Genomic DNA, 23528 nt, shown 5'->3' with positions numbered 1-23528 from the left:
TATAGCCACTGCTGTTTTCAACTCTAACTCAACTAATTCAGGAGAGCAATTTTATGGCTTTTTACAAACTATTGGAAAGCAGTATTCAATATCTTTCTGAAGCGAATTTACTAATCAAAATGCGCTCCACTAAGTACTCTTGATCACCTTGTCTTAAATCTGAAACCAATGGCGAACTGTTACAGGCAATGTCCGCTGTGCTATTAACCTCACAAGAAGCTTAGGTCGTGAAAGGTAGTACAAGATAGGATGCTTATAAGACCAGAGTCTCTTTTGGAGAGCATCCCAGAGTTCAGTATCTTTGACCCCTTGTTGAGATAAATACTTTGATAGCCAGTTCAAGAAACTCAGATGTGCTGGATTCAGATGACCAGGAGTGTATTTTCCTGCTTGCTCTGCCATAGAACAGCAGTTATTAGGATGCTGTCTATACCAATCCCAACAGTCACTAGTGACAAATACAGGGGCTTTGAGATATACCTTGGCGAAAAAGGCTTGATCTTCGTACATTCCCTGGAAGCTTTCTTCAAACCCACCTGTACTATCAAATAGTGTTCGCCGAATCAGGACGCTACAAGTAGCGGGAGTTCTAGCTTGATTTTGCAGCAAGAGGGTGAGCAACCTGGGAGAGTCAAACAAAGTATTGTAGTCAGGAGCAATTTCTCGCATTGAGTCGCGATGAATATCCTGAGGCTTCTCGGTCCAGCTATACCAAAATTTAGTTAGACCACAAACTACATCTGCTTCTGGTTGTGAACTAAACATTTCTAGCTGCTTTTCCAGTTTCTGTGGTAACCAAATATCGTCAGCATCTAAGAAGGCAATGTAGTCCCCTTTGGCATTGTGGATGCCTAGATTGCGTGTGGCACTCATGCCGCGATTCTGGTGACCCTTGTGTTCTAGATAGCTTACCTTTTCCGGGTATTGTTGGGCATACCGTTGGGCAATTGCTGTGCTGTTGTCGGTGGAGCCATCGTCTACCAGCAGCAATTCCCAGTTGTTATAGGTCTGGGCAAATACGCTCTGAATGGCTTCTTCAATGAACTTCTCAGCATTTAAGAAGATCATAATACCAGAAACCAGTGGTTTGTGACTCATTTGATCTTACTTATATTCAAGTTTATTTACTTTCCGTTAATGGACAAGATTGATGACCTGAGTTCCAAAAATTTTTAAACCGTTTTCAATATACTGAATAGTCTTTGTTTGAGCTTCCACCCGAAATACCTCCTAGACTTGGACGACAAAGAATACACAGTGGGATTCATAGCTAGTAATAGTTCCTTGATGAATACGCACCAGACTTTGATATCTTTGATTTTATGTTCAGATAAGTACTGTCCTACCCAATTCAAATAAAATAGACGTGCAACATACTCTTTGCCGGTTTTTTCTGCAATAGAACAGCAGTTGTTCGGGTGCTGTCGATACTTGTACCAACAATTGGTAACTGGAAAAACCGGTGCATGGAGACAGATCTTGCTGCAAAAGACCTGATCTTCATAAAGACCTCGGAAGTTTTCCTCAAAACCACCAACATCTTCTACAATCTGACGTCGCAACAACATCCCCGATATGCTAATCCGGCGTTTTAATAAAAGACGAAACAGCCTTGGTGGATTGATCAGGGTATCGGTCGGCACACGAACCTTTTCCACGTGATCCCGTTCTTGGTCTTCAGGATTTCCAGTCCAGCTATACCACCATTGAATTGGTCCGTAGACCATGGCAGCGTCGGGATGAGCATTCAAGAGAACAACTTGCTCTGCCAAGGTATTTGGTAACCAAATGTCATCAGCATCTAAAAAAGCAATATATTCACCTTTGGCATGGCGGATACCCAGATTGCGGGTGGCACTCATGCCGCGATTTTGGTGACCCTCGTGTTCCAGATAGCGCACCTTTTCCGGATATTTCCGAGCATACTGCAAGGCTATTTCTGTACTACCATCAGTGGAACCATCATCGACCAGGAGTAGTTCCCAGTTGTCGTAAGTTTGAGCAAAAACACTCTCAATGGTTTCTTGAATAAATGGTTCAGGGTTTAAGAAAATGATGATAGTGGAAACTAGTGGTTTGTTACTCATAATTAAAGCCATCTTGACAACCAACGATCAAAGGTTTTCCCGTCCCAATCCTGAACCTCAACACGAGGCAACAGAAAAGAGTTGCTATGTTCCTGAACCCGGTCAACAACACTACAACAGGCGCAGGTAAATCCAGCTTCTTGGATAATGGAGATAGTGTCAGCAGTGTAATCCCCATGGGGATAGGAAAAACTGGTAACTGGATGCCCTAGGATTTCCTCAATATAGTGTTTGCTTTGTTCGATTTCATCCTGCTGCAAAGCTACTGGAAGTTTAGAAAGAAATGGGTGGGTTACTGTGTGAGCCCCGACTTCAATCAGTCCCCCTTCTTCGAGATCCAACAGTTCCTCACGAGACATAGAGCGATGGGTCGAGCGACCAATTGGTTCAGCATTAGCCCACACCCTGATTGCCTCTAGCACCTTTTCTCGCTTGTGGCTAGATAAAGGATATAGCAGTTCATAAAGGGAGCGATAGAGGGTATGGCGAAGGCTGGGATCTTCTATACCTGAAGCACTCCAATGGCGATAAAAGTGATAATCAGCCTGACTGTAATAGGCGGCTTCGCCTAATTCCCATGTGTAGGTACTGCCGTTGATATTTAACTGAAGTATTTCCGGTAATATACCAGGTTGTAGTAATAGTCTATCTAGTTCATCCCACCAGAATTCACGCCTATGGCCAATTCCTCCAGTTGTTACAAAAACTGTTGCGGGAATGTCATAGCGTTTCAACAATGGTTTAGCATTGTAAAAATTATCAGCATAGCCGTCGTCAAAAGTGATAACAACTGACCGCTTTATAGTCTGGTGATCGCGAATTGTTTGTGTCAATTGCTGTAGACTCAGAGGGTAGTGATGTTTTCGTAAAACCTCTAGATGTTCAGCAAAATGCTCTGGGGTTACACATAGAGACCAAGGGTCTGAATCTACTTCAGCCACACGGTGGTACATTAAGATCAGCACACCTGGCAAAATTTTATTTTTGAGCCGCCAGGCTGTCTGTTCCAATTTCCTACTGACCTTGCCTATGCTCATGGTTTCAGCTCCTTGACGACTCTAGCCGTAATTAAGACCTGGTAGTTAGGGTCGTGATAGTTGAGTTGTGCCTGGGGCAATTCCTCAGTTACCAAGCCGTGCAGAAATGCGATCGCACTCAATACATTGCCTTGGGCTTCAACTTGCACTGGGGTTTCTCCAAAGGCTTCTTTAAAAAGCCGCTGAGTTGAGAGAGTAGTGAAACTCCAGTATTGACCCCAGCGATTCATATCATCACAGCTGATTTGGGTGATGCCTGGAACCGTGGCCAGTAGGACACCGCTGGGTTTGAGAATGCGGTGGAGGGTTTTGAGGGCGGCTGGCACATCGTAGATGAATGGGAGGGTTTGAGTTAGGATAATGCAGTCGAAGGTGTCGGATGGTAGATGGTCAGCCTTGGTTAAATCTGCCACAATCGTGGCTTGGGGATTACCCTCTTCCACATGAAGCACGTCACTCTGGGTGACGCGATCGCCACCGAATTTGTGAGTGTAGAGAGGTTCCTTAATCTCTAGTACGTGTCCTTTAATATCCTGAGCATGACGGCCAAGAAAATGCTCAATATAATATCGGTCCATAGGTAAACCCCGGTCTAGACCGAAGTCAGAGCTGATCGGCTTGACTCGTCCGAGGCTACCAAGGTTTACCCATCCTACTGGTGGGCGACCGTGGCATATTTCTCGTAGCCAGCGGTATAGAGAAATAGGCCATCTGCCAAGCTCCCTTATAGTCATGATGTCACCTCCCCTTTCACTGCCCTGACTGTAATTAAGACTTGATACTCGCGGTCTCGGTAATCAAGTTCTTTCTGGCTCAACTCCTCCATGGCTAGTCCCTGCAAAAATGCGATCGCTGCCAGTACATTGCCATGGGCTTCAACTTGAACGTTTGTTTTCGGAAATAGTTCTTCAAATAGCAAGCCTGCTGATTGAGAGGTCAAGGCCCAACACCAGTCATCACCCCAATCGCATTTAACGATTTGGCTAATTCCCGGAAAAGTGACCAGCAAAACTCCACCAGGCTTAAGGATTCGGTGGAGTGTGCCTAAAGCTGTCCGCATGTCGTAGATTAGGTGTAGGGTTTGTGTCAGGATGACGCAGTCGAAAGCCTCTGACGGGATGTGATCAGCGTTGGTTAAGTCTCCCACAAAGGTGGCTTGGGGATTGCCTTCCACGACGTGCAGTACATCGCTTTTTGTGACCTGGTCTCCTCCGAAACGACAGGTGTAGGTGTTTTCTCCAATTTCTAATACTCGTCCTTGGATGTCCTTACTGCGGTGACCAAGGAAATTTTCTATGTAGTAGCGATCTATGGGGAGACCACGGTCATAGCCAAACTCCCGACTGATAGGTGTAACCCGCCGCAGGCTGCCAAAATTTACCGATCCTACTGGTAGACGACCATGGAATATATCGTATAACCAACGGTATGTAGCGGCAGGCAATGTTAGCTTTGCTATTGGTTGCAATTGTGCTTTCAACTGTTTTTTCATAGGTTTTAAAGAATATCGAATACGATTTGTCAAATACTGCAAGGTTGGATGATTATATCCCCATAGCTCCTTTTGTAGAGCAGACCAAAGTTGAGGGTTTTTGAGGCTTCCTTTAGACAGATATTCCTTTAACCAATTCAAGAAAGTCTTACGAGCCGTATATTCTTTTTTTGTGTCTTGGGAGGTATAACAAATAGAATGTTTATGCTGACGATACTTTTCCCAACATCCACTTTCCACAAACACAGGGGTTTTCAGGAATATTTTGGATAAAAAGACCTGATCTTCATAAAGACCTCGGAATGTCTCTTCAAAGCCACCAACCTCTTCGACAATCTGCCGTTTTACCAGAAAGCTACAGATACAGGGGGCAGCGCCTCCACCTTGTATCAAGAATTTAAGTAGGGTTGGTGGCTGAATCAGAGTATTGAGTTGAACTCCCAGTTCTGGCATGTAGTCCCGCTGACTGTCTTCAGAATGGCCAGTCCAGCTGTGCCAATACAAAGTATTTCCATAAACCATAGCAGCCTCTGGATGAGACTCCAAAATTCCTATCTGTTTTTGCAGTTTCTGGGGTAGCCAGATATCATCAGCATCAAGGAAAGCAATGTACTTACCTTTAGCATTACGAATACCCAAATTACGGGAGGCACTCATGCCGCGATTTTCGTGATATTGGTGTTCTAGATAACGTATCTGGTCAGGATATTTTTCCACATACCGTTGGGCAATGGCAGTGCTGTTATCGGTGGATCCGTCGTCTACCAGCAGCAGTTCCCAATGGTCATAGGTTTGCGCAAGTACACTTTCTATGGCTTCTTCAATGAACTTTTCAGCGTTTAAGAAGATCGTAATTCCAGAAACTAATGGTTTGCTATTCATCTCATTAATTTATAAAATATTTATCGATTAATATAATATTTTTTACTAAAAAAACTCATTAATTCAGGACAGATCTTATTCTTATCCATCTTAGTTTTATCCCAATCAAGTCAATGTCCCATTAATGATCTATAGCGGTTTTCACTTTGCTGAGGTACAGAGTACCTGGTTTTAGGGAACAGCGGATATGGGAACAGGGAACAGATAAGATGGAAGAGGGAATAGGAAACAGTGAACAGGGAAAAAAACTTGTGTACCTCATTAGGCTAGAAACCGCTATAGGAAATAGAGAGCTGACTTAGTTTTATCAAATGTGGACATGGCGATTTTGCAAGCGATAGAGTTCAGCAAAGAATCCATTGAGCTTCAATAAATCCTGAAACTTCCCATGTTCGATGACTTGTCCCTGCTTCAACACCAAGATCTGATCAGCTTGTTCAATGGTGGATAGGCGATGGGCAATAACAATCACCGTTCGATTTTGACTAAGATTATTTAGCGCCTCTTGGATTAAGTTCTCGGAAACACTATCGAGAGCATTAGTTGCCTCATCGAGAATCAGAATTTCTGGGTCGCGGACGATAGCACGAGCCAAGGCGATACGCTGTCGCTGACCTCCTGAGAGTCGAATTCCTCGGTCTCCTACCTTGGTATCATAACCTTCAGGTAATTCACTGATAAATTCATGGGCATGGGCAAGTTTGGCTGCTGTTCTAATTTCGTCTTCTGTAGCATCCAACCGACCATAGGCAATGTTTTCCCGTACTGTTGTACTAAACATATGAATCTCCTGACTAACCAGGGCAATTCGGCTGCGCCAGTCAGCTAGATTCAGCTGTTGCAAGGGATAACCATCTATATAAATCTCTCCCTCTGTAGGGTCATAAAAACGGTAAATTAAGCCAATAATTGTCGATTTACCCGCACCTGAAGAACCTACTAAGGCAATGGTTTTACCTTGTGGGATAGCAATTGAAATATTCTTAAGTGCAGGTTTTTCCGAGGGGTTGTAGTGAAAGGTAACAGATTGAAAAGAGATTTCTTGTCTGAGACCTTTAAAAGGAGTGTTACCAGAGTGAATATAAGGTTTATCAGAGGGATCCAAAAGATACATGACGTCCTCTACAGCACTTGTCAACGCAGCAAGTTCCACACGGGCACTATCTAACTGCTTCACGTGGGGTTGTAGACGATAGAGCATAAATAGAAACGTTAGTAAGCTCGGTAGGGTAGCTTGGTTCTGAAGCAGTGCAATAACTAGAATGCATAGAAGTAGAATTGTAGAGAGGACTTCAGAAAGGGGATTCACAACTTTAGCGAAAAGCTGAATCTTTAGCAAAGTATTACTTAAGTGCTTTGATGCCAGATCAAAACGCTTCTGCTCATAGGATTCATGGCCAAAAGCCCGAATCACCTTCATTCCAGAAAACCCTTCCAACATCAGGCAAGCAAGGGCAGAATTAGCCTGTAAAACTTGTTTACCTCTGTCATTTACCGAGCGTGTCACAAACTTTATACTCAGGGAAATGAGTACCAATCCAGCAGCAACTAAAAGGGTGAGTTGCCACGATATTAACAGTAACAGAATTACAAATACAGAAATGCTGCAAACATTAATTATCAGGTTAAAAAAGTGCGATAGAGCCTCACAACTCCGCCAGGTTTGATCACTAAGTGTGTCAAGTAACTTTCCCGATTGATTCCTTTCTAAAAAAGAATAGCTGACTTTCAGAAGCTGGTTAAAAACACTGGAACGCAACCGATGGTTAATCCTGAGGTAAAGCCAAGACACTAAACTACTATTTATATAAACAATGGAGTTCTTTATAAAAAGTATTATGAAGATAGAAAAAGCAATAAAAAAAATCCGAGCTTGGCTTGGAAAATTAATAACGAGTTGCTCAATATTATTTAAAATCAAGCTATTTTGGAAGGCTTGAGATCCTAGATTGCCAGAACTTTCCAGAAGAGGAATAAATAAACTAATACTAAATCCTTCTGCCAAAGAAGAGAATACGCCTAAGGTAATAATTAATGGAAAAACCCAAGGATAAAATTTAAGCAATGGCGATAATATTCTGATTTGATTCATGCTTTATTGTTAATCCTAAGCGCTGTGCGCAGGGAATAGGGAATAGAGAATAGGGAATAGGGAACAGGGAATAATTTAGCGTGTTATTGTCTTATCAAGGTTTTAGCAATTCGTCTTCGATTACAGAAAAGATTAAGTTGAAATACCCAACGCTAGTTGACGCAGGGCTTGGGTAAGCGATCGCACGCCGTCGTAGCCATGAGGTCCAAACCAGCGGATTAACATAATTGCTAAACTCAGGCGGATATAGCTCTGTGAATAGCGCATTTGTGGATAGTGCAAAAAAGCTTGTCTACGGAAATGCATTGCTTCTTTGTAGTTTCCCTGATCTACTGAATTCCAAGCCTGGTAGAGATTTAAGTAGCTATAACTCCGGTTACGCAAGTACAACAAATCAGAGGGAACAGATTGGAAATTTTTTTCTATGGCCTGACGTGAATCCTGGATCATTTTCTCACGCCTTTTAGACATGCTACTGGCATGCTGTCGCCAAAGAGTTAAGGGTTCTTTGACCACCGCAAATAGATAGTGAGCTGCAATCCGAATCCACATATCTCGATCAGCAGCGCTGGATAAGTTGGGGTCGAACATTCCGACAGTGTCAAAGCAACTCCGACGAACCATAGCTGAGCTGCCATTGCCAATCATGTTAACCACCAGAATTTGCTCCCAGACATTTCCTTGTTGATGGAAAGCTATAATGCTGTTTGTGGGTTTACCTTGTTGATCAACTAGAGCGGTCCAGGTATAGACTAGACCTGCCTCTGGATATTCTTCTAAACAGCTTACCTGTTTTTCAAGTTTAGTTGGCTTCCATAAATCATCTGCATCTAAGAAGGCTATATATTTTCCTTGAGCCTGGGCGATGCCTGTATTTCGTGCTACAGACACCCCCTGATTTTCCTGGGAAATCAGTTTGACTCGGGGGTCTGCTATTTGAGATGCCCATTCAACAATGTGGTCTGAACTACCATCGTTGATAATCAGTAACTCAAAGTCAGCAAGGGTTTGCGCTAAAACACTCTCCACTGTTTTCGGGAGGTATTCCATCCCATTATATGCTGGAATAACAACAGTAACTTTTGGCATAGTCAAGTTCATTAATCAAGTTATTTAATCAAACTATTTTGGTAAAAATAATATTAAATCGAAACAATAATACGACAAATTATTTGTGGTGAAATGCAACCGTTTACCAGTAATTTAGGCTCAGAATATTTTGAAAAAAGTAGCAAATAGTTAACTATTTAATCTAGTCTTTCCTTGACTGACTAATCATTTGCATAATTAAATCACGATAGCGTAGAGCAACCATGTCCCAGCTAAAACGCATGGCATTCTGTCTAGCCTTAGTTTTCCAATCTTTGCTCAAAGCCTGTGCGATCGCTCCAGCATAAACATCTGGATTGGTGACATCACAAACAATACCAGCATCGCCAATCATATAGCGACGAATCTCATCATCAGTAGTAACAACTCCTAAGCCGCTAGACATTGCTTGCAGGTAAGCATTGGCAAATGGTTCATCGATAGAAGGGAGGGTAAATAGATTCCCATACCGATAAACCTCAGGCATTTGATTGAAGGGAAAGGTCTGTATGGCAAAGCGATTTGCTCCCAGCAATTGCTCACCCAGAGTTTGAAAATATTCACGGTCTGGTCCATTGCCACAAATCAGAAGACTCCCATAGGGAAGCTTTGCGATCGCTCGAATTGCCAGTTCAACCCGTTTGTGATCGTTACGGTTTAAAGAAGCAACACACAAGACAATTGGCTTGTTCAAACCTAGGTCGATCTGATTTCCCTCTGGCTTGAATCGATCCATATTTACGCCGTTGGGAATGATTGTGACAGGCTGATTAGGACGCTGTTTATCAACAAAGTCAGCCATGGTCTCAGAGAAAACTACCAGATGATTGGGACAAAATCGCAGGCTTCGCGCCAGTGATTGTCCACCGCCAGTCAAACCAGTGTGTGCTTTAAACAGAATGGGTGTGCCAATCAGTGCTCTTACAAAAGCTGCCATGGCCAAACCGCCATAGTCATTGCAAGGAAAGATTAAGTCGGCTGGCTTCCTTAGCAGTCGCATTGCACAGGGAATAAAACTACTCAAGTGTTCAATGACCATATCAGGGTGAGTAGAGACGCTCCTGAACACTGAGTTAACCAGAGGATTACGTAAGATCTGACGAGCTTTTGTACGAGGGATGCCACCAGCAGGATAGTAAAAAGGACTACAGGGAGCCCCTGCTAACAATTCCACCTCGAAATACGGGCTTAGATGGTGAGTAAGCTCGATCGCAAAGTTTTCGGTGCCACCACTCCAGTTGACTCCTGCACTGGGATGGACTATGGCAACTTTGTAGGAGCGTTTAGTTTTCGTGGGCATTTGAGGCTCTAAAGGAGACCCAAATCGCTTTGGAGGCATAGTTTCCATAAAGTAAGGATAAAAACAGTTGATGTGGTCAAAATCAACCTCTTTAAAATTGGATAGTTTATTTAATTCTTCACTAGGAGTGGTCTCAACCTTGAAATAATGGGCTTTTCAATATAAAAATATACAATACACCCTACTGCTACAGCTATAACTGCATTAAAAATAGCAAATATACTTAAGGTTATTGAATTGGCAAGGAATATCTTTAGTCCAAGATTATTTACTAATATTTTCGTTGAATTATTCATGACAAAACCGTGTATTAAATAAATAGAATAAGATGCGTCTCCTAAAATCATAAGAAGGGGATTAACGTCAATATTTTTGCTTAATTCTAGAGATACTGAGCCAATTATAAGTATTGTTGAAGGTATACCGAAGGCAATAACATCTGAAACGCTCACAAGACCGTAATTGGTATTGATGGCAGATATAGTATATAAGAAACACCCTAAACAAATCAAGTATAAACCATGATTAATTTTATGTCTAGATAAAATATAAGCAGCTAAGCAGCCCAGAATAAATTCCAAATTAAGTTCATTAAAAACAAGCTGGATAGTAGCCTGATCTTCAGGAAAGCTTATGAAGCCAAAAAATGTTAATAATGTTGCTAATATCCAAACGGTAATTGATGGCACCAATAGTTTGGGTTTAACCCATATCAAAAAACTAAATAAAATATAAAAAAATACTTCAAAAGTTAATGTCCAACTAACTCCAATAAAACTTGAAGAAAGTATTTCCCTGTCTTGAGGAAAAAGAATAAAGGCTTTTATTATTTCACCAAAACTACCTTGATGCGTACTCGAATAATCAAACATAAATGATGCTATTAATTTGCCTGTTAATACTACCCAGTAAATTGGGTATATCCTAACAAGTCTTTTCAGAACAAAAGATTTAAGCCTGGAAGGGTTTTGAATATCTTTTTTATGAATATAAAAGATAATAAATCCACTCAAAACGAAAAAAAAATCTACTCCAGAACCCCCAAAAGCAAATATATCAAATAAAAAATCTCGATTTAGATTTTGATTAAATATGAGATCGCCATGAACAAGTACTACGAGTAATGCAGCTATTCCACGAAAAACTTGTATAAGCTTTAATTGTTTAGATTTTGACATTATAAAATTTTCCCTGAATTATTACTGGTTATCAATTGTGAATATGGTAAGTATTTTGATAGGCTATTATAGGATATTTGAAATATATAAATTAACGCTATATATAGCACTAAGCCTTCAAGTTATGACATTCATAAACTCCGAAACTTAATCATAGCTTACTTCTGACTTGCGCGTAGCGCTATATAACCTTAGTGGAGCTTCAACCTCTACCGGAGCAATATTTCAGATTAATCTTTAAGTTATATAGTTTTTATTTAAAGACATATCTAATAGCCCAAATAGTGAAAATAGGCGTCAGCAATTGACAAATGAGTACTGCACGAGCCACCCAAACAATTCCCCAGTTAACAGCTAGGAGTAAGCAACTAGAAAAGATTACAGTATAAATCAAATTCCAATAAAGATTTAGCTTAGTTTTACCGACAGCATTGAGGAGCTCAGTTGTAGTATTAGTAAGAGCAAGGGGCAGAGCCGAAAGACAAATAAGTATCAAAATTGGAATTGCCACTACCCACTTCTGTCCAAAAACAATTGGTACGTAGAGGGGAGCTAGACTTGCCTGGAGCAGAATGAGGGGCAATACAATGATAGCAGTGGTTTTCAGACTACTAAAATACCGATTCTTAAGTTGGGTTAAATTTTCTCTGACTGCACAAAGATAAGGAAATACAGAGGAAGTAAATAATTTGATGACATTTTGGCTAATTCCCAAGCCAGCATTGAAGGCAAAGAAATATAGTCCCAGTGCCTCAACACCTAGAAAGCCACCAACGAGTAAGTAGTCGAGATTTGACCTAAGCTTTTCGAGTAACTCAACCCCAAGAATTTTGCAGCTGAAACTAAGGACTGACTGCCAATTATGAAGCTTTAAGGATGTAGGTGCTCGCCAAGGATGATGTCGGTAATTAATCAAAATATGCACCGGAGTCGATAAAACCATTGCCCAAACTGCAGCCCATACTCCCATGCCTAATATAGCTAATATTACAGTTATGATATTGCCGATTATCGCCTGGCAGGCATTAGCAAAAGCTGTAACTTTTAGTCGATTATCTCGCCTAATCATTGCAGATTGAACTATAAACAATGGCATCATTAGGTAGATCAATGCGATAGTGATTATGGGCAAAATTATTTGGTTATTGCCATAAAATTTAGCAATGGGAAAGGCAGCAATACATTGGATAACAAACATCAAACCACCAAAAATCCAATTAAGCCAGTAGGATGTATTGCATACAGCTTCTAGCTCTTGTTCACTAGCCTGAATAATTTTGGATTCTGTACCAGCTCTGAGGATTAGAACATTGCCAAATTCAAAGGTGGTATAAATAGCAGATACCAGTCCGTAATCTTGAGGAGTAAACATACGAGCTAAAGTAACTGTTGTAGCTAGACGGGAGAGACGATTGACTAGCTCTGCTATTCCCATCCAACCAGCATTGCGAATAAATTCGCCCGATGATAGTTGCTTGAACTTATTAATTAGCATTGGGTGGTCTGTACTGTAAGTTTTATCTAGTCAAGGATAGTTTTATTCAAGATGGCAAAATTGACTTACTGGTCTAATCACTTCTTTGACCAAATATATCCAACTCCCTCTCAGGTAATTTAGAGCATCAAAGTAGCAGCCAAATCGGTCAGATCAGCTTACTTGAGCCTGGGATATGGCGCGGCAATACTCACTAAATATTTTCCATCTTGGAAACATAATCTTTTCTTGGTTTGCCGGGTACCACCATTGAGGGTACTCATAGTCATCATTCTCACCATTCTTGCTGTACACCTGCACTGATTGTTTCGGATGTCTGCTGTAAAACAACAGGTATTCAGGAATGTCATAGAACCGTCCCAACAGAGCTAGTATTGCTAGTAAAACTTCATCGGCATGACCGTAGTTGCCTAAAGACAAAGTCTTCTTTAGGAGACTGCTATGAATTAATCTGAAAACTGGGTAGCACCGACTCATATTGCAAACTAAACTACGGAAACGCACCCGTGGTTGGTGTGAGTCAGCATGGAACTTACCATCGCCTAAGATGGAAATCAATAGGCGTCTAACCGTACTAGCTAGTTTTTTAGTCACTGTTTGAGTCTGCGGTTTTAGCTAAGGTTGGAGCTAAAGGTTCTCTAAGTTGACCACCTCCCCCGACAGTGTCTGGTCCATTGTTAGTAACAATATGTAAGGCTTGAACAAGCTTCATAAAGTCTTGGTAAAAGGGATTATTAGTGGGCGCTCTAGCCGTTAAACCGTAACCGTAGGTGGCTTTAAATTCTTCTTCAACCCCCTGTTCTGCTGCTAAAGCATAAGCGTCTCTACCTGTGACATCTACTTGATAAGCACCGTAGTCTTGGAGAGCATGAAACAGCTTTTTCCCTGCTGGGGTAGTTAGACCTAGGCTCTTTTCACTTACCTCCGGCGGAATTGCTAACAGAGAACCCATTACCAGTTGAGGGTCTTCACCTTTATATATCTTTGGAGCAGCTGAATCTGCCCTATCTGCAGGCCAACGGTATCCTGGTGTAGAACTTTGGGGATTGTAATAGATATATTTTTCCCAAAGCTCTAGTTTTAAAACATGACGAATCGGTTCGCTACCAATTAATTCTCCCTTGCGTATTGCTCCTCCTAAAGAGGACAATCCAGAACCAAGATGACCTCCGGCAATACCTTGACTGTATAGATCCAAATCTTTTTTCGGCCAGTGATAGCCATATACCGGACCACCGTTTTGACAGCGAGCCATTGGTTCTAGCTGGATGATAGTACGACCGTCAGGCTGTAGCAAGGCGGCAGCATTATTGGGAGTGGAATACCTAACGAGAGTGTTAATGGCATCAGGAACAATTAAATCATCAGGAATGGGGATAGATAAGTTTTCATAGGTTGTAGTTCCGCTACAACGCTTAGTCCAACTATCAGGGTCATACAACGGTCGCAGTGGACTACTAGCAGGAATAATAAATAAAAGATCGACATCTATAGTGGAGCGAGCCGATCGCGGCAAATTAGCTGGTTTATACTCAGCATTACTGCCGATGGGCATGTTCCAGATTGAGTCCTGAGAAAAAGGCCATAACCAGGGGTCACGAGTGGTAGGAGTGTTGGCATTAGCGGCAGAAGTAGTGGTATTAGCAGTAATAGATTGCTTCGGTTTAAAATAGTTAGCTAAACCGATACTGATAGTTATCGTTACCAGCACCAGAACTATTACTACATACCATCTGAATTTCCGACTGAATTTCCTAGATTTGAATAGCATAATCAGGAGCAGGAGAAAGGGGAGATGGGTAGCTATCGAGCAACACTTGATAGACGCCGACGCAGACTGTAATCTACCTCTAGCAATCTGCTGTAGCTCTGAGATCGGAAGAACTGCCTCAGTGCGATCGCAAAACTCAAACGGATAAAGTCTAGAGAGAAGCGCAGCTTAGGATAGTGTAGAAGGGCTTGCTGACGATAATGATTTGTCTGTCGGTAATCACTATTAACCTTCTGCAGAGATTTCCAAGCTAAGTTGAGCTTGGCATAACCATAGCTATGGCTCTAGATATTATGCTTAAAAATTAGCGATACTTTAGTTATTTAATACTGATACTATTTTTTATAAATTAACTTTTTTTTTACAAAGTTTACGAATAACTCTTGCCGGGTTTCCTACAACTACAGAACTCTCAGGAACATCCTTTACAACTACAGAACCAGCACCAATTACAGCATTATCTCCAATGGTAATCGCACCAATAATCACCACATTGGAGCCGATATCTACATTATTGCCAATTTTTGGGCAACCGCTATAGGAACCATCTGGTAATTGTTTATTTCCAATAGTGGTTGAGTGTCTTAAGGTACAATTTGCGCCAATAACAGTTTCATGATTTACCACCAAACCTATGCCATGCAAAAGCTTAGTATTAGCTCCAATCTGAGTATCCCAAGGCAATTCAATTCCTAATATACATTCTACTAATACTTGGTAAAGTAAACGATAAAAAATCGATAAAAATGAAAAAGGTGCAGGTAATTTACCAAGCAAATGTGTTGAACGAAACATCAATAAAATGAACCGAGCCTTCAAGTTAGACTCATAGTAATTAACTTGCCAATCTTGTAGTAAATAATTACTGATATTATTCATTATTTTTGGCATTATAAAATAATATTTAAATCCTAGTATATTTCACTAATTTATAAAATTAAAACTTTGAAATGCACCCAAATACTATTGCATAGCTACAAAAAAAATAACCAGTATCCATCAGGAAAACTATTGGATATTAACTAACTTCATACTTCAAACTTCCGCGTAGCGAAGCTAGTTAGAAAGAACTGGCTTGTGTTCCTCTGTAGAGAGTTATTAGTTCTGTGTCGTCAAGAATTTTTTCACTCTTTTTGCCCATAAAGTAAAAACCTGATGCCGAATCAAATGTCCCCGATTTATCAATTAGATAGTAGTCGAAATATTTCAACCAAAAAGATGTCAGTCTGGCAATAACCTTAATCAAACTTCTTGCCATAGGTGTCTTAACAAAACTTAAAAGAAAGTATTGATATGACCAGGCTAATGCCATTCCTGGTCCACAGACAGCACCACTACAAATTTCTTCAAATTTGCGGAATAAACGACGATGTCCTAAGTGAGTGAAGCGAGTAAAATCATATCTTCCTAGGTGTACTTGTTGCATAAACGGAGTTTCTGAATAAACTAAACCATCTTTTTTGAGCACTCGATGAATTTCTTCAACACAACGGGATGGATCTACAACATGTTCAAGGACAGCTTGGATTATGACTCCATCAAATGAATTGTCTTTAAAAGGAATATTGTGGGAGTCAAAAATTACTGCTATACGGGAATCATAAGCAACATCACTTTCGATAATTTCAATGGCAGGTACTGATAACAGCTCTTCCATACCTTGACCAATCACACTACCTCCAATTATCAGTACTTTAGGACTATCAGTCTGCTTGAGCACAAGTTCTGTGAATTTTTTGTAATTCCTCTTACCTTTCAAATTCAGGATAATGCTAGGAATCAAATTGATGGCAATTCTTTCTAATTTTGGTTTTGGGTTAAGATCAGCATTTTCGGGATTTAGAAAGTTTTTAATCTTAAATATACTAGATGATTCATTGATCAAAATTGGTTTATCCTGAACAACAGGATAATTTTTTTGGCATTGATAATTTGTACATCTCAACTGATTTTTTATTGATTCTAAACTAGACAAGCAACAGGGACAGCAAAGCAAGTCTTGAGTACTTGATGATAAGTTAATTTCAGCATTATTTATGATGTTTTGATTAGTCATGGTGTTGTATTGCTATTGGTTAAAGTCTCAACTATTTCGTGAGTGAAATAATTCGCGTCACTCCTATAAAAGCTAGAGTTACCCTGATCAAAAAGGTGTAAGCCGTGCAGGAGGACTAACCGGTGTGTGATTTTCTGAAGGCGGCAGATCATCCCAATTCCAACCCACCACTGCCAACAAGGTATACCAGTAGAAAAAGAGAGTGGTATGACTCCAGATATTTTCGGTAATCATCCCCACAGGTACAGCCAGAAGAACCGCCAACATGGCTAAACACAGATTTCGTTGTCCACTGCCAGGAGATGCCTGTCGAAATAATTGAACAAGACGCCCAACCTGAACTCCGAGGAAGACCAACCAAGTTACCAGTCCTAGGATTCCTCCTTCTACCAGGGCTCGAATGTAATCATTGTGGGGATACAGCCCATTGGTACTAACATCAGCACTAATTCCGAGACCGTAACCGAGGATAGGAAAATGTTGCCATTGCTGTAGTAGGTAATGCCACTGAGCAATTCGCCAGTTGAAACTGTTGTGGTCTCCCTTGGAGAGGAGGATGGCACGCCAAATATCGATGTCTGGATTGCCTAAGGGTGTTTCAGTGATTGAGCCGAGACGTTCTTGACCAAACTCCGTACTACCAAACAAAACTATAATTCCGACAAATAGGACTATGCCACCGATTAGGTTCACTATGCTCAATCTAGGGGCGATTAAAACCACAATAAAGGTACCAAGCATCATCAAACCAAATAGAGCCTTAGTACTCACATACACAAGGCTAAGTAAACCCAGCAATAGCATCCAGATCCAGCGTGGCTTTGACTGGGTTAGCCTCCAATAGGTCAGACCCATGAACAGCAATAACCAGGTTACAAAGCCATTAGGGTGACCAATAGTCCCTTTGATTCGAGATACTTCATCTAGTGTTTCGGAATAACCTCCATCAGCAGCAAACATGGGAGGTAAAACCGAAGGTACAAACATCTGGAGCAACGCTACTGTAACTGGTAAGAGCAGAGCCCAAAACAGCCCATAGACAACTTGCTTAGGTGGAAGCCTGTCCTTGAGTTGCATTACCAGCAAGTAGACCATCAGCCAAGAAAATAGACGTATCCACTCACGGATGCTTTCTAGCAAAAACGAAGCATCTAGCCCCAGCCCTCCCAGAGGCAAAAGTATCACCCACAAGCCTTGTAGCATCACCCAACCAGCAAAGAACCACCAAAACTTATCAGTGCGTACAGTTTGCCCCCTCAGTAACATCACTGTCACATAAAGCAAAGTCAAGCCGTCGAGTCCGATAGCAAAAGCTGCTGGTACCTGTTGATCAGAAAACGGATCGAGACAGCTACGCAAGATCAATAGTCCCAGTACCGCTTGCTCAAACCGGGCAAAGAAGTAGACCACCACCGCTACTGCAACCAACCCTAAACCAAGCAAAATCGGCTGAGTACCTGCGAGTAAGCCAACAGCTAGACCAATCGGCACACCTGCCAGTCCTAGCCAAAAGGTCAGAGCAGAGGAACGATGCCAGGGGTTATGAATCTGCATGATCAACCCCCTTGGATACAACAGCACAATTGTTACTGGCTTCCTTGCCATGGGTCTGCCTGAATTCGGCTTGAGGCTGGTAACTATCGAAGGAATCGAAATAGTACTGTTGAGTCCGATCGCTTATGCCATTGGCAACAAACCCCAGTATGGGAGTGCTACTATCTTTCAATTCCGATACTGTCTGTAGTAGGATATCTTTCTGGGTAAAGTTGGGACGTGTGACTATCACCAACCCATCACTATACCGACTCAAGATATGGGCATCAGCAAAACTACTAACTGGTGGCGTGTCTACAATCACTAGGTCATAATGATCTGCGGCTGCTGCCAAAATAGACTTGATCATCTGTGACTGTAGGAAGGTAGCCGAACCAGAGGGCTGGTCACTACAGGTCAAAATCGAAAGGTTTGCGATGGCTGTGGGTTGCACCGCCGACCGCCAGGTTTGATTGCTGTCAATTACATCTGTAACCTTTGGCTTAGGGGGTAAGCCAAACAAATTGTGCTGCATTGGGTGACGCCAGTCGGCATCAATAATCAATGTCCGCCGGGAAAATCTTACTGAAACCGCACCCAAGTGGGAAGCTACCACTGACTTACCTTCTCCGGAAACAGCACTGCTGACCACAATCAGCTGTAACCTCTTCTGAGCACGCAACTCCATGGTTGTCAGGAGCAGGCGGTAAGGCTCCATTAACCTCATATCTTCCAAGAATCGGTTCGGTTGCTCAAGACTGAGTGCCTGAGCAGGTATCTTCGGTAATACCCCCAGCCTAGGCAGCTTCAGGAGTGCCTCCGCTTCCGAGGCATCGTGTAGGGTATTATCCATTACCTCCAGCAGCAGCACCATACCGACAGCTAGGGCAATTCCAGCAGCAGTAGCTATCACCAGCACCACTTTTGGATTGGGTTCCTGGGGTGATGAAGGAAGTTTTGCCCGCTCAATAATTTGAATATTGCTAACTAGTTGGGCTTCTGCAATCCGTGCTTCTTCCAGTTTGTTTTGGAGGAGTTTAAGAGAGGCAATTGCTTCTTCTTGTCGGCGAACTAAGCTAGCAAAGGGTTGCCGTAGAACTGGTATTTGACCAAGACGATTCTGGAGTTTAATGCGCTCAGTCTGCACCAGGTAGAGCTTTTGTTCCAGTGCCGACCGTTCTGTTTGAGCTAAAATAAATCTAGAGGTAAAGTCCTGGCTCAACTGATCAGAGGCCACATCACCAGGGGCAATAATTTGATTATTGGACTGATTAGTCGGTAACAGACGAGAAAGTTTTTGATTGTAGAGGGTAAGGAGTTCATACCGCTCCTGAACCAGTGATATCATCGCTGGATTTTGATCAGTTAGACGCGATCGCATTTTGGCTAACTCCCGATCCAACTCTACTAGCTGAGCTCGTAAGGCTTGGAGTTCTTGATCTTGACCAATGCGTCCAGCGATGTAAGCATTCTGAGTATTATTCAGACTGGTTATGGTCTGGAGTTCTTGGCTACGGGTTTTAGCATCTTGGAGTTGAATAGACACAGCACGTTCTTGGTCTTCTAAAGTAGCTAAACTCCTGACTAAGAGTTGTGTTTGTTCCTCCGGAGAAACTAAACCAGTGGTCTGTTTAAATTTGTTTAACGCTGCTTCTGCTGCTGCTACCTCCAAACGCCGTAATGGTACTTCTTTCTCCAAAAATTCCCGCACAGCTCTAGCTTCTGAACGAATCCCTTCAGCACTTTCAGTAACCATTGCGTTGGCGACAGCATTGAGCACCGTGGTTACCAATTCTGGATTTTGACCCTGATAGCTCAGCTCAAGAATATTGGTAGCAGGCACAATTTTTACCTTTAAATCCTCACGGAGTGTGTCTATGGTCAGTCCTTCTTGTGAACTGCCGAGTAGAGCAATCTCGTCAAGTGCTCCCTGAAGAAGCCGTTCTGACCCCACTAGTTCTGCTTGAGTTGCGATTGGGTCAGCTCCACCGGGTGTATTAGCAGGGACTTGGCTGAGGTTGTCACCCAACTCAGATACACTCACCTTTTTATTGTCCAGCATCAGCCGTGCTTTCACTTGGTACACTGGTGGGGTAACAACCAAATAGGCAATCGCTCCACCAATTACGGATGTAAAGGTAACAAGGGCTGGCAAAAGCCGCCGCTTTAAGGCTAATGGTAGTGATGAAAGGCTTGTGTCCATAACGTTGACGAAACTCTGTGGTTTTACTGGTTCTTGAAAAAGGGGAGCGTGACACTGAATTTGGGATCAGACGACGCACAGAGTTTTTGATACAGTCTCAAGTTATCAGCAGTAATTTTGTCCCAGTTATAGTAAGTGGCTACATGGTCTTGTGCCTTCTTGGCCATGTCCGCTAACTCTTGAGGTTGGCGGATCGCCCTCTCTAGAGCTTGGACACAAGAGTCTACGTTTCCTGCTTGGAACAGTAGACCTCGTTGTTCACCAATCAATTGCTGATGGGGAGGGATATCACTAGCGAGCACTGGAATCCCTTCCTGCATTGCCTCTAGCATCACCAGCGGTAATCCTTCTAAATCCGAAGGCAGAACAAACAACCCTGCGCCCCGAACAATCTCGGCTAAGCGACTTCCATAGAGTTCACCAACGAATAACACGTCTTGATTTGTGCCTGCCAAGTCATGTAGGTTGGCGATGTAGTTATGAGTGTCACTATCACCACCAGCAATCACCAGTTTCCAACCGTTAGATTTGAGCCGTTGGAAAGCTTTGATGAGTAGATCAGGTCGTTTTTCGGGTACAAGCCTGCCCAAGAACAGAATGTAACGCCCCGGGTTTAGACCTAGGAATGTACCATAGGAAAATTTGGGGTCTGACTCTGGGTAAATCCCTGGAGCATTGGGAATATTGACTGTATTCTTGCTATAGGTGTTGAGAAAGTAATTTTGGAGTGCTTGTGACACTACCACTAACTCATGGGCAGAGTACACCGCGTTCCTCTCCCCCAAACGAATTAACCCACTCGACCATTTCCCCCACTTGGCTCGTTGCCAGTCCAATCCCTGACAGGTAACCACAATTTTTGCAGAAGAGGCAATTCTGGAGAGCCAGGAGAACACAGCTGGACCTAGGGCATGGAAATGAATGATGTCGTAGCGTTTGCCACTGGAGATAATCGCTGCCAGGGCAGCATTAGCCAAAGCATCTATTCCTCTGAATTGTATCGAGGGTAGAGAGATTACTCGAACACCTTTGTAGTCAGAGGATGAAAAACCGGTAGACTCGGTGTAGGACGACCGTGCAAATAGATCTACCGAATGACCCTGGGCAACGATTCTGGGATAGAGTTCTGTGCAGTAACGTTCAATGCCACCTTGCTTAACAGGTACTCCTTTGGCTCCAATTACAGCAATTTTCATGAGTTCTAGTTTTCTCTTTTACAATACTCTTCGGCAGACTAATGAAGTGGTGATGACACCCTGAGTATGTAAGGTAAGCATTCAGCCATCAGCCGTCAGCCGTCAGCTTATTTTATTCAAAAGCTGTTCGGTGTAGCGTGCGCTATGGGCATAAACTGTTCAGTGTAGCGTGGCCACAGGCCTTTGGCTGATACGCGACACGCTGATAGCTAATAGCTGATAGCTGATAGCACCTCAAGTAGCACCATCTGTAGCGCATATGCTTACTATGTAAGTTTGACTGCTCTATCTTGATTAAAGGCAGCGGATTAGACAGAGATTAGGCAGACCGTTGGTGAGCACGGTTGAGCATTTGCTCATAAACACTGCTGACAACTGTGCGAGCACTATAGGGTTGAGCCGTGCGCACACAGGAGGAGGCTGAATAATTCTCTGGATGGTGCAAGACCTTACCCAAAGCATCTGCGATCGCAACTGCAGTACGCTCGCTGCAAACAATCCCACTATCAGCACCGAGAAATTTGGGAGTTTCACCACAATTCGTGGTCACTACAGGTGTCCCACAGGCGAGAGCCTCAAGGACAGTCAAGGGCAGTCCTTCGTAAACGCTAGTCAAAACAAAGACACTACAGACACGGTATAAGTCTGCTAGTTTTTCCTGACCTACTGCTCCAAGCATAGTCACTCGGTTAGACAACCCAAGAAAGGAAATTTCACCACGGAGTTCATCCTTTAACTCCCCATCCCCAGCAATCAGTAAGTGAACATTGGCAATATATAAAGTTGCCATCGCCCGTATCAGTAACATCGGGTCTTTCTGAGGATGCAGACGACCGGCGAAAAGGATAAAACGGGTCTGTTCAGACAAATTATGCTCCTGTGCCAGAGCTTTGCGTCCCTGTGCTCGTTGCTTTGGGTCTAGGGGATAGAACACCTCGTCATCAACAGTGTTTTTCAGGTAAGCAACACGATTTGCGATCGCTGGATAACGCTGTTGATAAAACTTAGCTGATTCAGTATTGCAGGAAAAAATTTGGCTAAATTGCTTCACCAGTAAGCCTTCGAGGGCAAAATAGCTTGCGGAAAAACGCTGCCAAAGAATGCCATTATTAGCCGTTGCAGGATTCATCTGCTTGGCAATGTCATTGTGTACAAACAGCGTCTTCTCTCCAGACCAATTGAGAGCTGCTAAGCTGGGTTCGATGCGATGAAAATGCATAAAATCCGATGCCAAGCAACGACCGAACAGGGCAGTCGTATACTTCACCGTCGTCGGTATCAAGCCCCTAACATTGTCATCTTCCAAAGGAAACAGGGGCATAAATTGAATGGCTCGACCCGCTACTTCTCCTTCTTGCCAGACACCGGAAGCTGAAGCCAGGTCTCCTGTTCCGACCAACCGCACCTCGAACTCACTGGGAGCATATTTGATAAAGGAGCGGATGACGGTCTGAATCCCACCAATGCTGCTATGCCAAGGATTAAACTGATAGAAAATAGTTAAAATTAGTTTCTTGGTCACTTTAATTAATAAGAAGTAAAACTGTTTGAGAGTCAGTGATTTATGGGTTATAGTTTATAGATTTTATCAATTGCTTTAGGTACTTTAGTCCTGGGTTTTAGGGAGTCGGGAGCGGTGCGACCCTAGGGCGATTTACTCGCCCTAGGAGGCGCGCACCGAGGGAGTCGGGATTAGGGGTAATAAAATTGACTGTACTTCATAAGTATGCTCAACGCTATATAGCATTTATCAAATAGGTGAGGTACACATTTTTTTGATTTTATGGAACATAAAAAAATGCTCTTAGGTATCTGGTATGCTTAACTTGTATTAATTTTAATTAATTCAAATTAATACTGTTTATAGCTCTGATATTTTGATAATTAATTTTTTAATATCAATCGAATATCAATGCCTAAAATGATTGCTAAGCAATATTTTTAATCATTGCTTCTGACAAATTAGCATAGTCATTACGTAATTACCTATATTTTAGGAATAGTGTGTTTACCAACTAACTATAGTTGTTTCAATTAAGGATAAGACGGTGATGAGGTAAAATGAAAAGGGTATATTTTCAATAACTGACAGCAATGCCATACAGTCTAGATTTCAG

18 protein-coding genes are annotated in these 23528 nt (G+C 42.4%); all 18 read right to left on the bottom strand.

The annotated features are described in order from the left end of the window. Positions 1-153 precede the first annotated feature (153 nt). The 18 genes from F6K37_RS09890 to F6K37_RS09805 all read right to left on the bottom strand — a co-directional run bounded on the left by F6K37_RS09890 (position 154) and on the right by F6K37_RS09805 (position 22933). Complete coding sequence (locus F6K37_RS09890; protein WP_287249844.1) at positions 154-1098, bottom strand: glycosyltransferase family 2 protein; 945 nt, start codon at positions 1096-1098, stop codon at positions 154-156. 74 nt (positions 1099-1172) lie between these two features. Beyond that, positions 1173-2087: a glycosyltransferase family 2 protein gene (locus F6K37_RS09885; RefSeq protein ID WP_044493912.1), complete on the bottom strand. Its 915-nt coding sequence runs from the start codon at positions 2085-2087 to the stop codon at positions 1173-1175. Positions 2088-2089: 2 nt separating this feature from the next. After that, positions 2090-3124 (bottom strand): polysaccharide deacetylase family protein, encoded by a 1035-nt coding sequence (locus tag F6K37_RS09880; protein WP_008186668.1) that lies wholly within the window; start codon positions 3122-3124, stop codon positions 2090-2092. Then, on the bottom strand, positions 3121-3858 hold the full coding sequence (locus F6K37_RS09875; protein ID WP_131827040.1) for a methyltransferase domain-containing protein: 738 nt from the start codon (positions 3856-3858) through the stop codon (positions 3121-3123). The genes F6K37_RS09880 and F6K37_RS09875 overlap by 4 nt, the downstream gene beginning before the upstream one ends. After that, on the bottom strand, positions 3855-5498 hold the full coding sequence (locus tag F6K37_RS09870) for a glycosyltransferase (protein ID WP_008186673.1): 1644 nt from the start codon (positions 5496-5498) through the stop codon (positions 3855-3857). Before F6K37_RS09870 ends, F6K37_RS09875 begins: the two co-directional genes overlap by 4 nt. 307 nt (positions 5499-5805) lie before the next feature. Next, positions 5806-7590 carry an ABC transporter ATP-binding protein gene (locus F6K37_RS09865; RefSeq protein ID WP_044493896.1) on the bottom strand — a complete coding sequence of 595 codons (1785 nt, stop codon included), beginning with the start codon at positions 7588-7590 and terminating at the stop codon, positions 5806-5808. Positions 7591-7722: 132 nt separating this feature from the next. Beyond that, positions 7723-8679, bottom strand: a complete 957-nt coding sequence (locus F6K37_RS09860; RefSeq protein WP_287249836.1) for a glycosyltransferase family 2 protein — start codon at positions 8677-8679, stop codon at positions 7723-7725. Positions 8680-8842: 163 nt separating this feature from the next. Next, positions 8843-10018 carry a glycosyltransferase gene (locus tag F6K37_RS09855; RefSeq protein WP_287249834.1) on the bottom strand — a complete coding sequence of 392 codons (1176 nt, stop codon included), beginning with the start codon at positions 10016-10018 and terminating at the stop codon, positions 8843-8845. A 71-nt stretch (positions 10019-10089) separates the two neighbouring features. After that, positions 10090-11157, bottom strand: coding sequence for an acyltransferase family protein (locus F6K37_RS09850; RefSeq protein ID WP_287249832.1), 1068 nt, complete (start codon positions 11155-11157; stop codon positions 10090-10092). Positions 11158-11410: 253 nt separating this feature from the next. Continuing rightward, entirely contained in the window at positions 11411-12652 is a 1242-nt protein-coding gene (locus F6K37_RS09845) for a lipopolysaccharide biosynthesis protein (RefSeq protein WP_287249830.1), read from the bottom strand. 153 nt (positions 12653-12805) lie between these two features. Beyond that, a complete protein-coding gene (locus F6K37_RS09840; protein WP_287249828.1) occupies positions 12806-13246 on the bottom strand; it encodes a hypothetical protein in 441 nt (146 codons plus the stop codon). Continuing rightward, positions 13239-14363 (bottom strand): hypothetical protein, encoded by a 1125-nt coding sequence (locus F6K37_RS09835; RefSeq protein WP_287249827.1) that lies wholly within the window; start codon positions 14361-14363, stop codon positions 13239-13241. The genes F6K37_RS09840 and F6K37_RS09835 overlap by 8 nt, the downstream gene beginning before the upstream one ends. Before the next feature lie 402 nt (positions 14364-14765). Continuing rightward, positions 14766-15302: a serine acetyltransferase gene (locus F6K37_RS09830; protein WP_008186691.1), complete on the bottom strand. Its 537-nt coding sequence runs from the start codon at positions 15300-15302 to the stop codon at positions 14766-14768. A gap of 181 nt (positions 15303-15483) precedes the next feature. Then, positions 15484-16479: a class I SAM-dependent methyltransferase gene (locus F6K37_RS09825; RefSeq protein ID WP_287249824.1), complete on the bottom strand. Its 996-nt coding sequence runs from the start codon at positions 16477-16479 to the stop codon at positions 15484-15486. Positions 16480-16566: 87 nt separating this feature from the next. Continuing rightward, positions 16567-18033 carry an O-antigen ligase family protein gene (locus tag F6K37_RS09820; RefSeq protein WP_287249822.1) on the bottom strand — a complete coding sequence of 489 codons (1467 nt, stop codon included), beginning with the start codon at positions 18031-18033 and terminating at the stop codon, positions 16567-16569. After that, entirely contained in the window at positions 18020-20215 is a 2196-nt protein-coding gene (locus F6K37_RS09815; protein WP_008186697.1) for a GumC family protein, read from the bottom strand. Before F6K37_RS09815 ends, F6K37_RS09820 begins: the two co-directional genes overlap by 14 nt. A 23-nt stretch (positions 20216-20238) precedes the next feature. Further along, positions 20239-21411 (bottom strand): glycosyltransferase family 4 protein, encoded by a 1173-nt coding sequence (locus F6K37_RS09810; protein ID WP_008186700.1) that lies wholly within the window; start codon positions 21409-21411, stop codon positions 20239-20241. A 319-nt stretch (positions 21412-21730) separates the two neighbouring features. Continuing rightward, on the bottom strand, positions 21731-22933 hold the full coding sequence (locus tag F6K37_RS09805; RefSeq protein ID WP_287249818.1) for a glycosyltransferase family 4 protein: 1203 nt from the start codon (positions 22931-22933) through the stop codon (positions 21731-21733). Positions 22934-23528 lie beyond the last annotated feature (595 nt).

It is taken from the genome of Moorena sp. SIO4E2, assembly GCF_010671945.1.
In the GTDB taxonomy this organism is placed as follows: Bacteria; Cyanobacteriota; Cyanobacteriia; order Cyanobacteriales; family Coleofasciculaceae; genus Moorena; species Moorena producens.
This window is presented reverse-complemented; position numbering and strand designations above follow the sequence as displayed.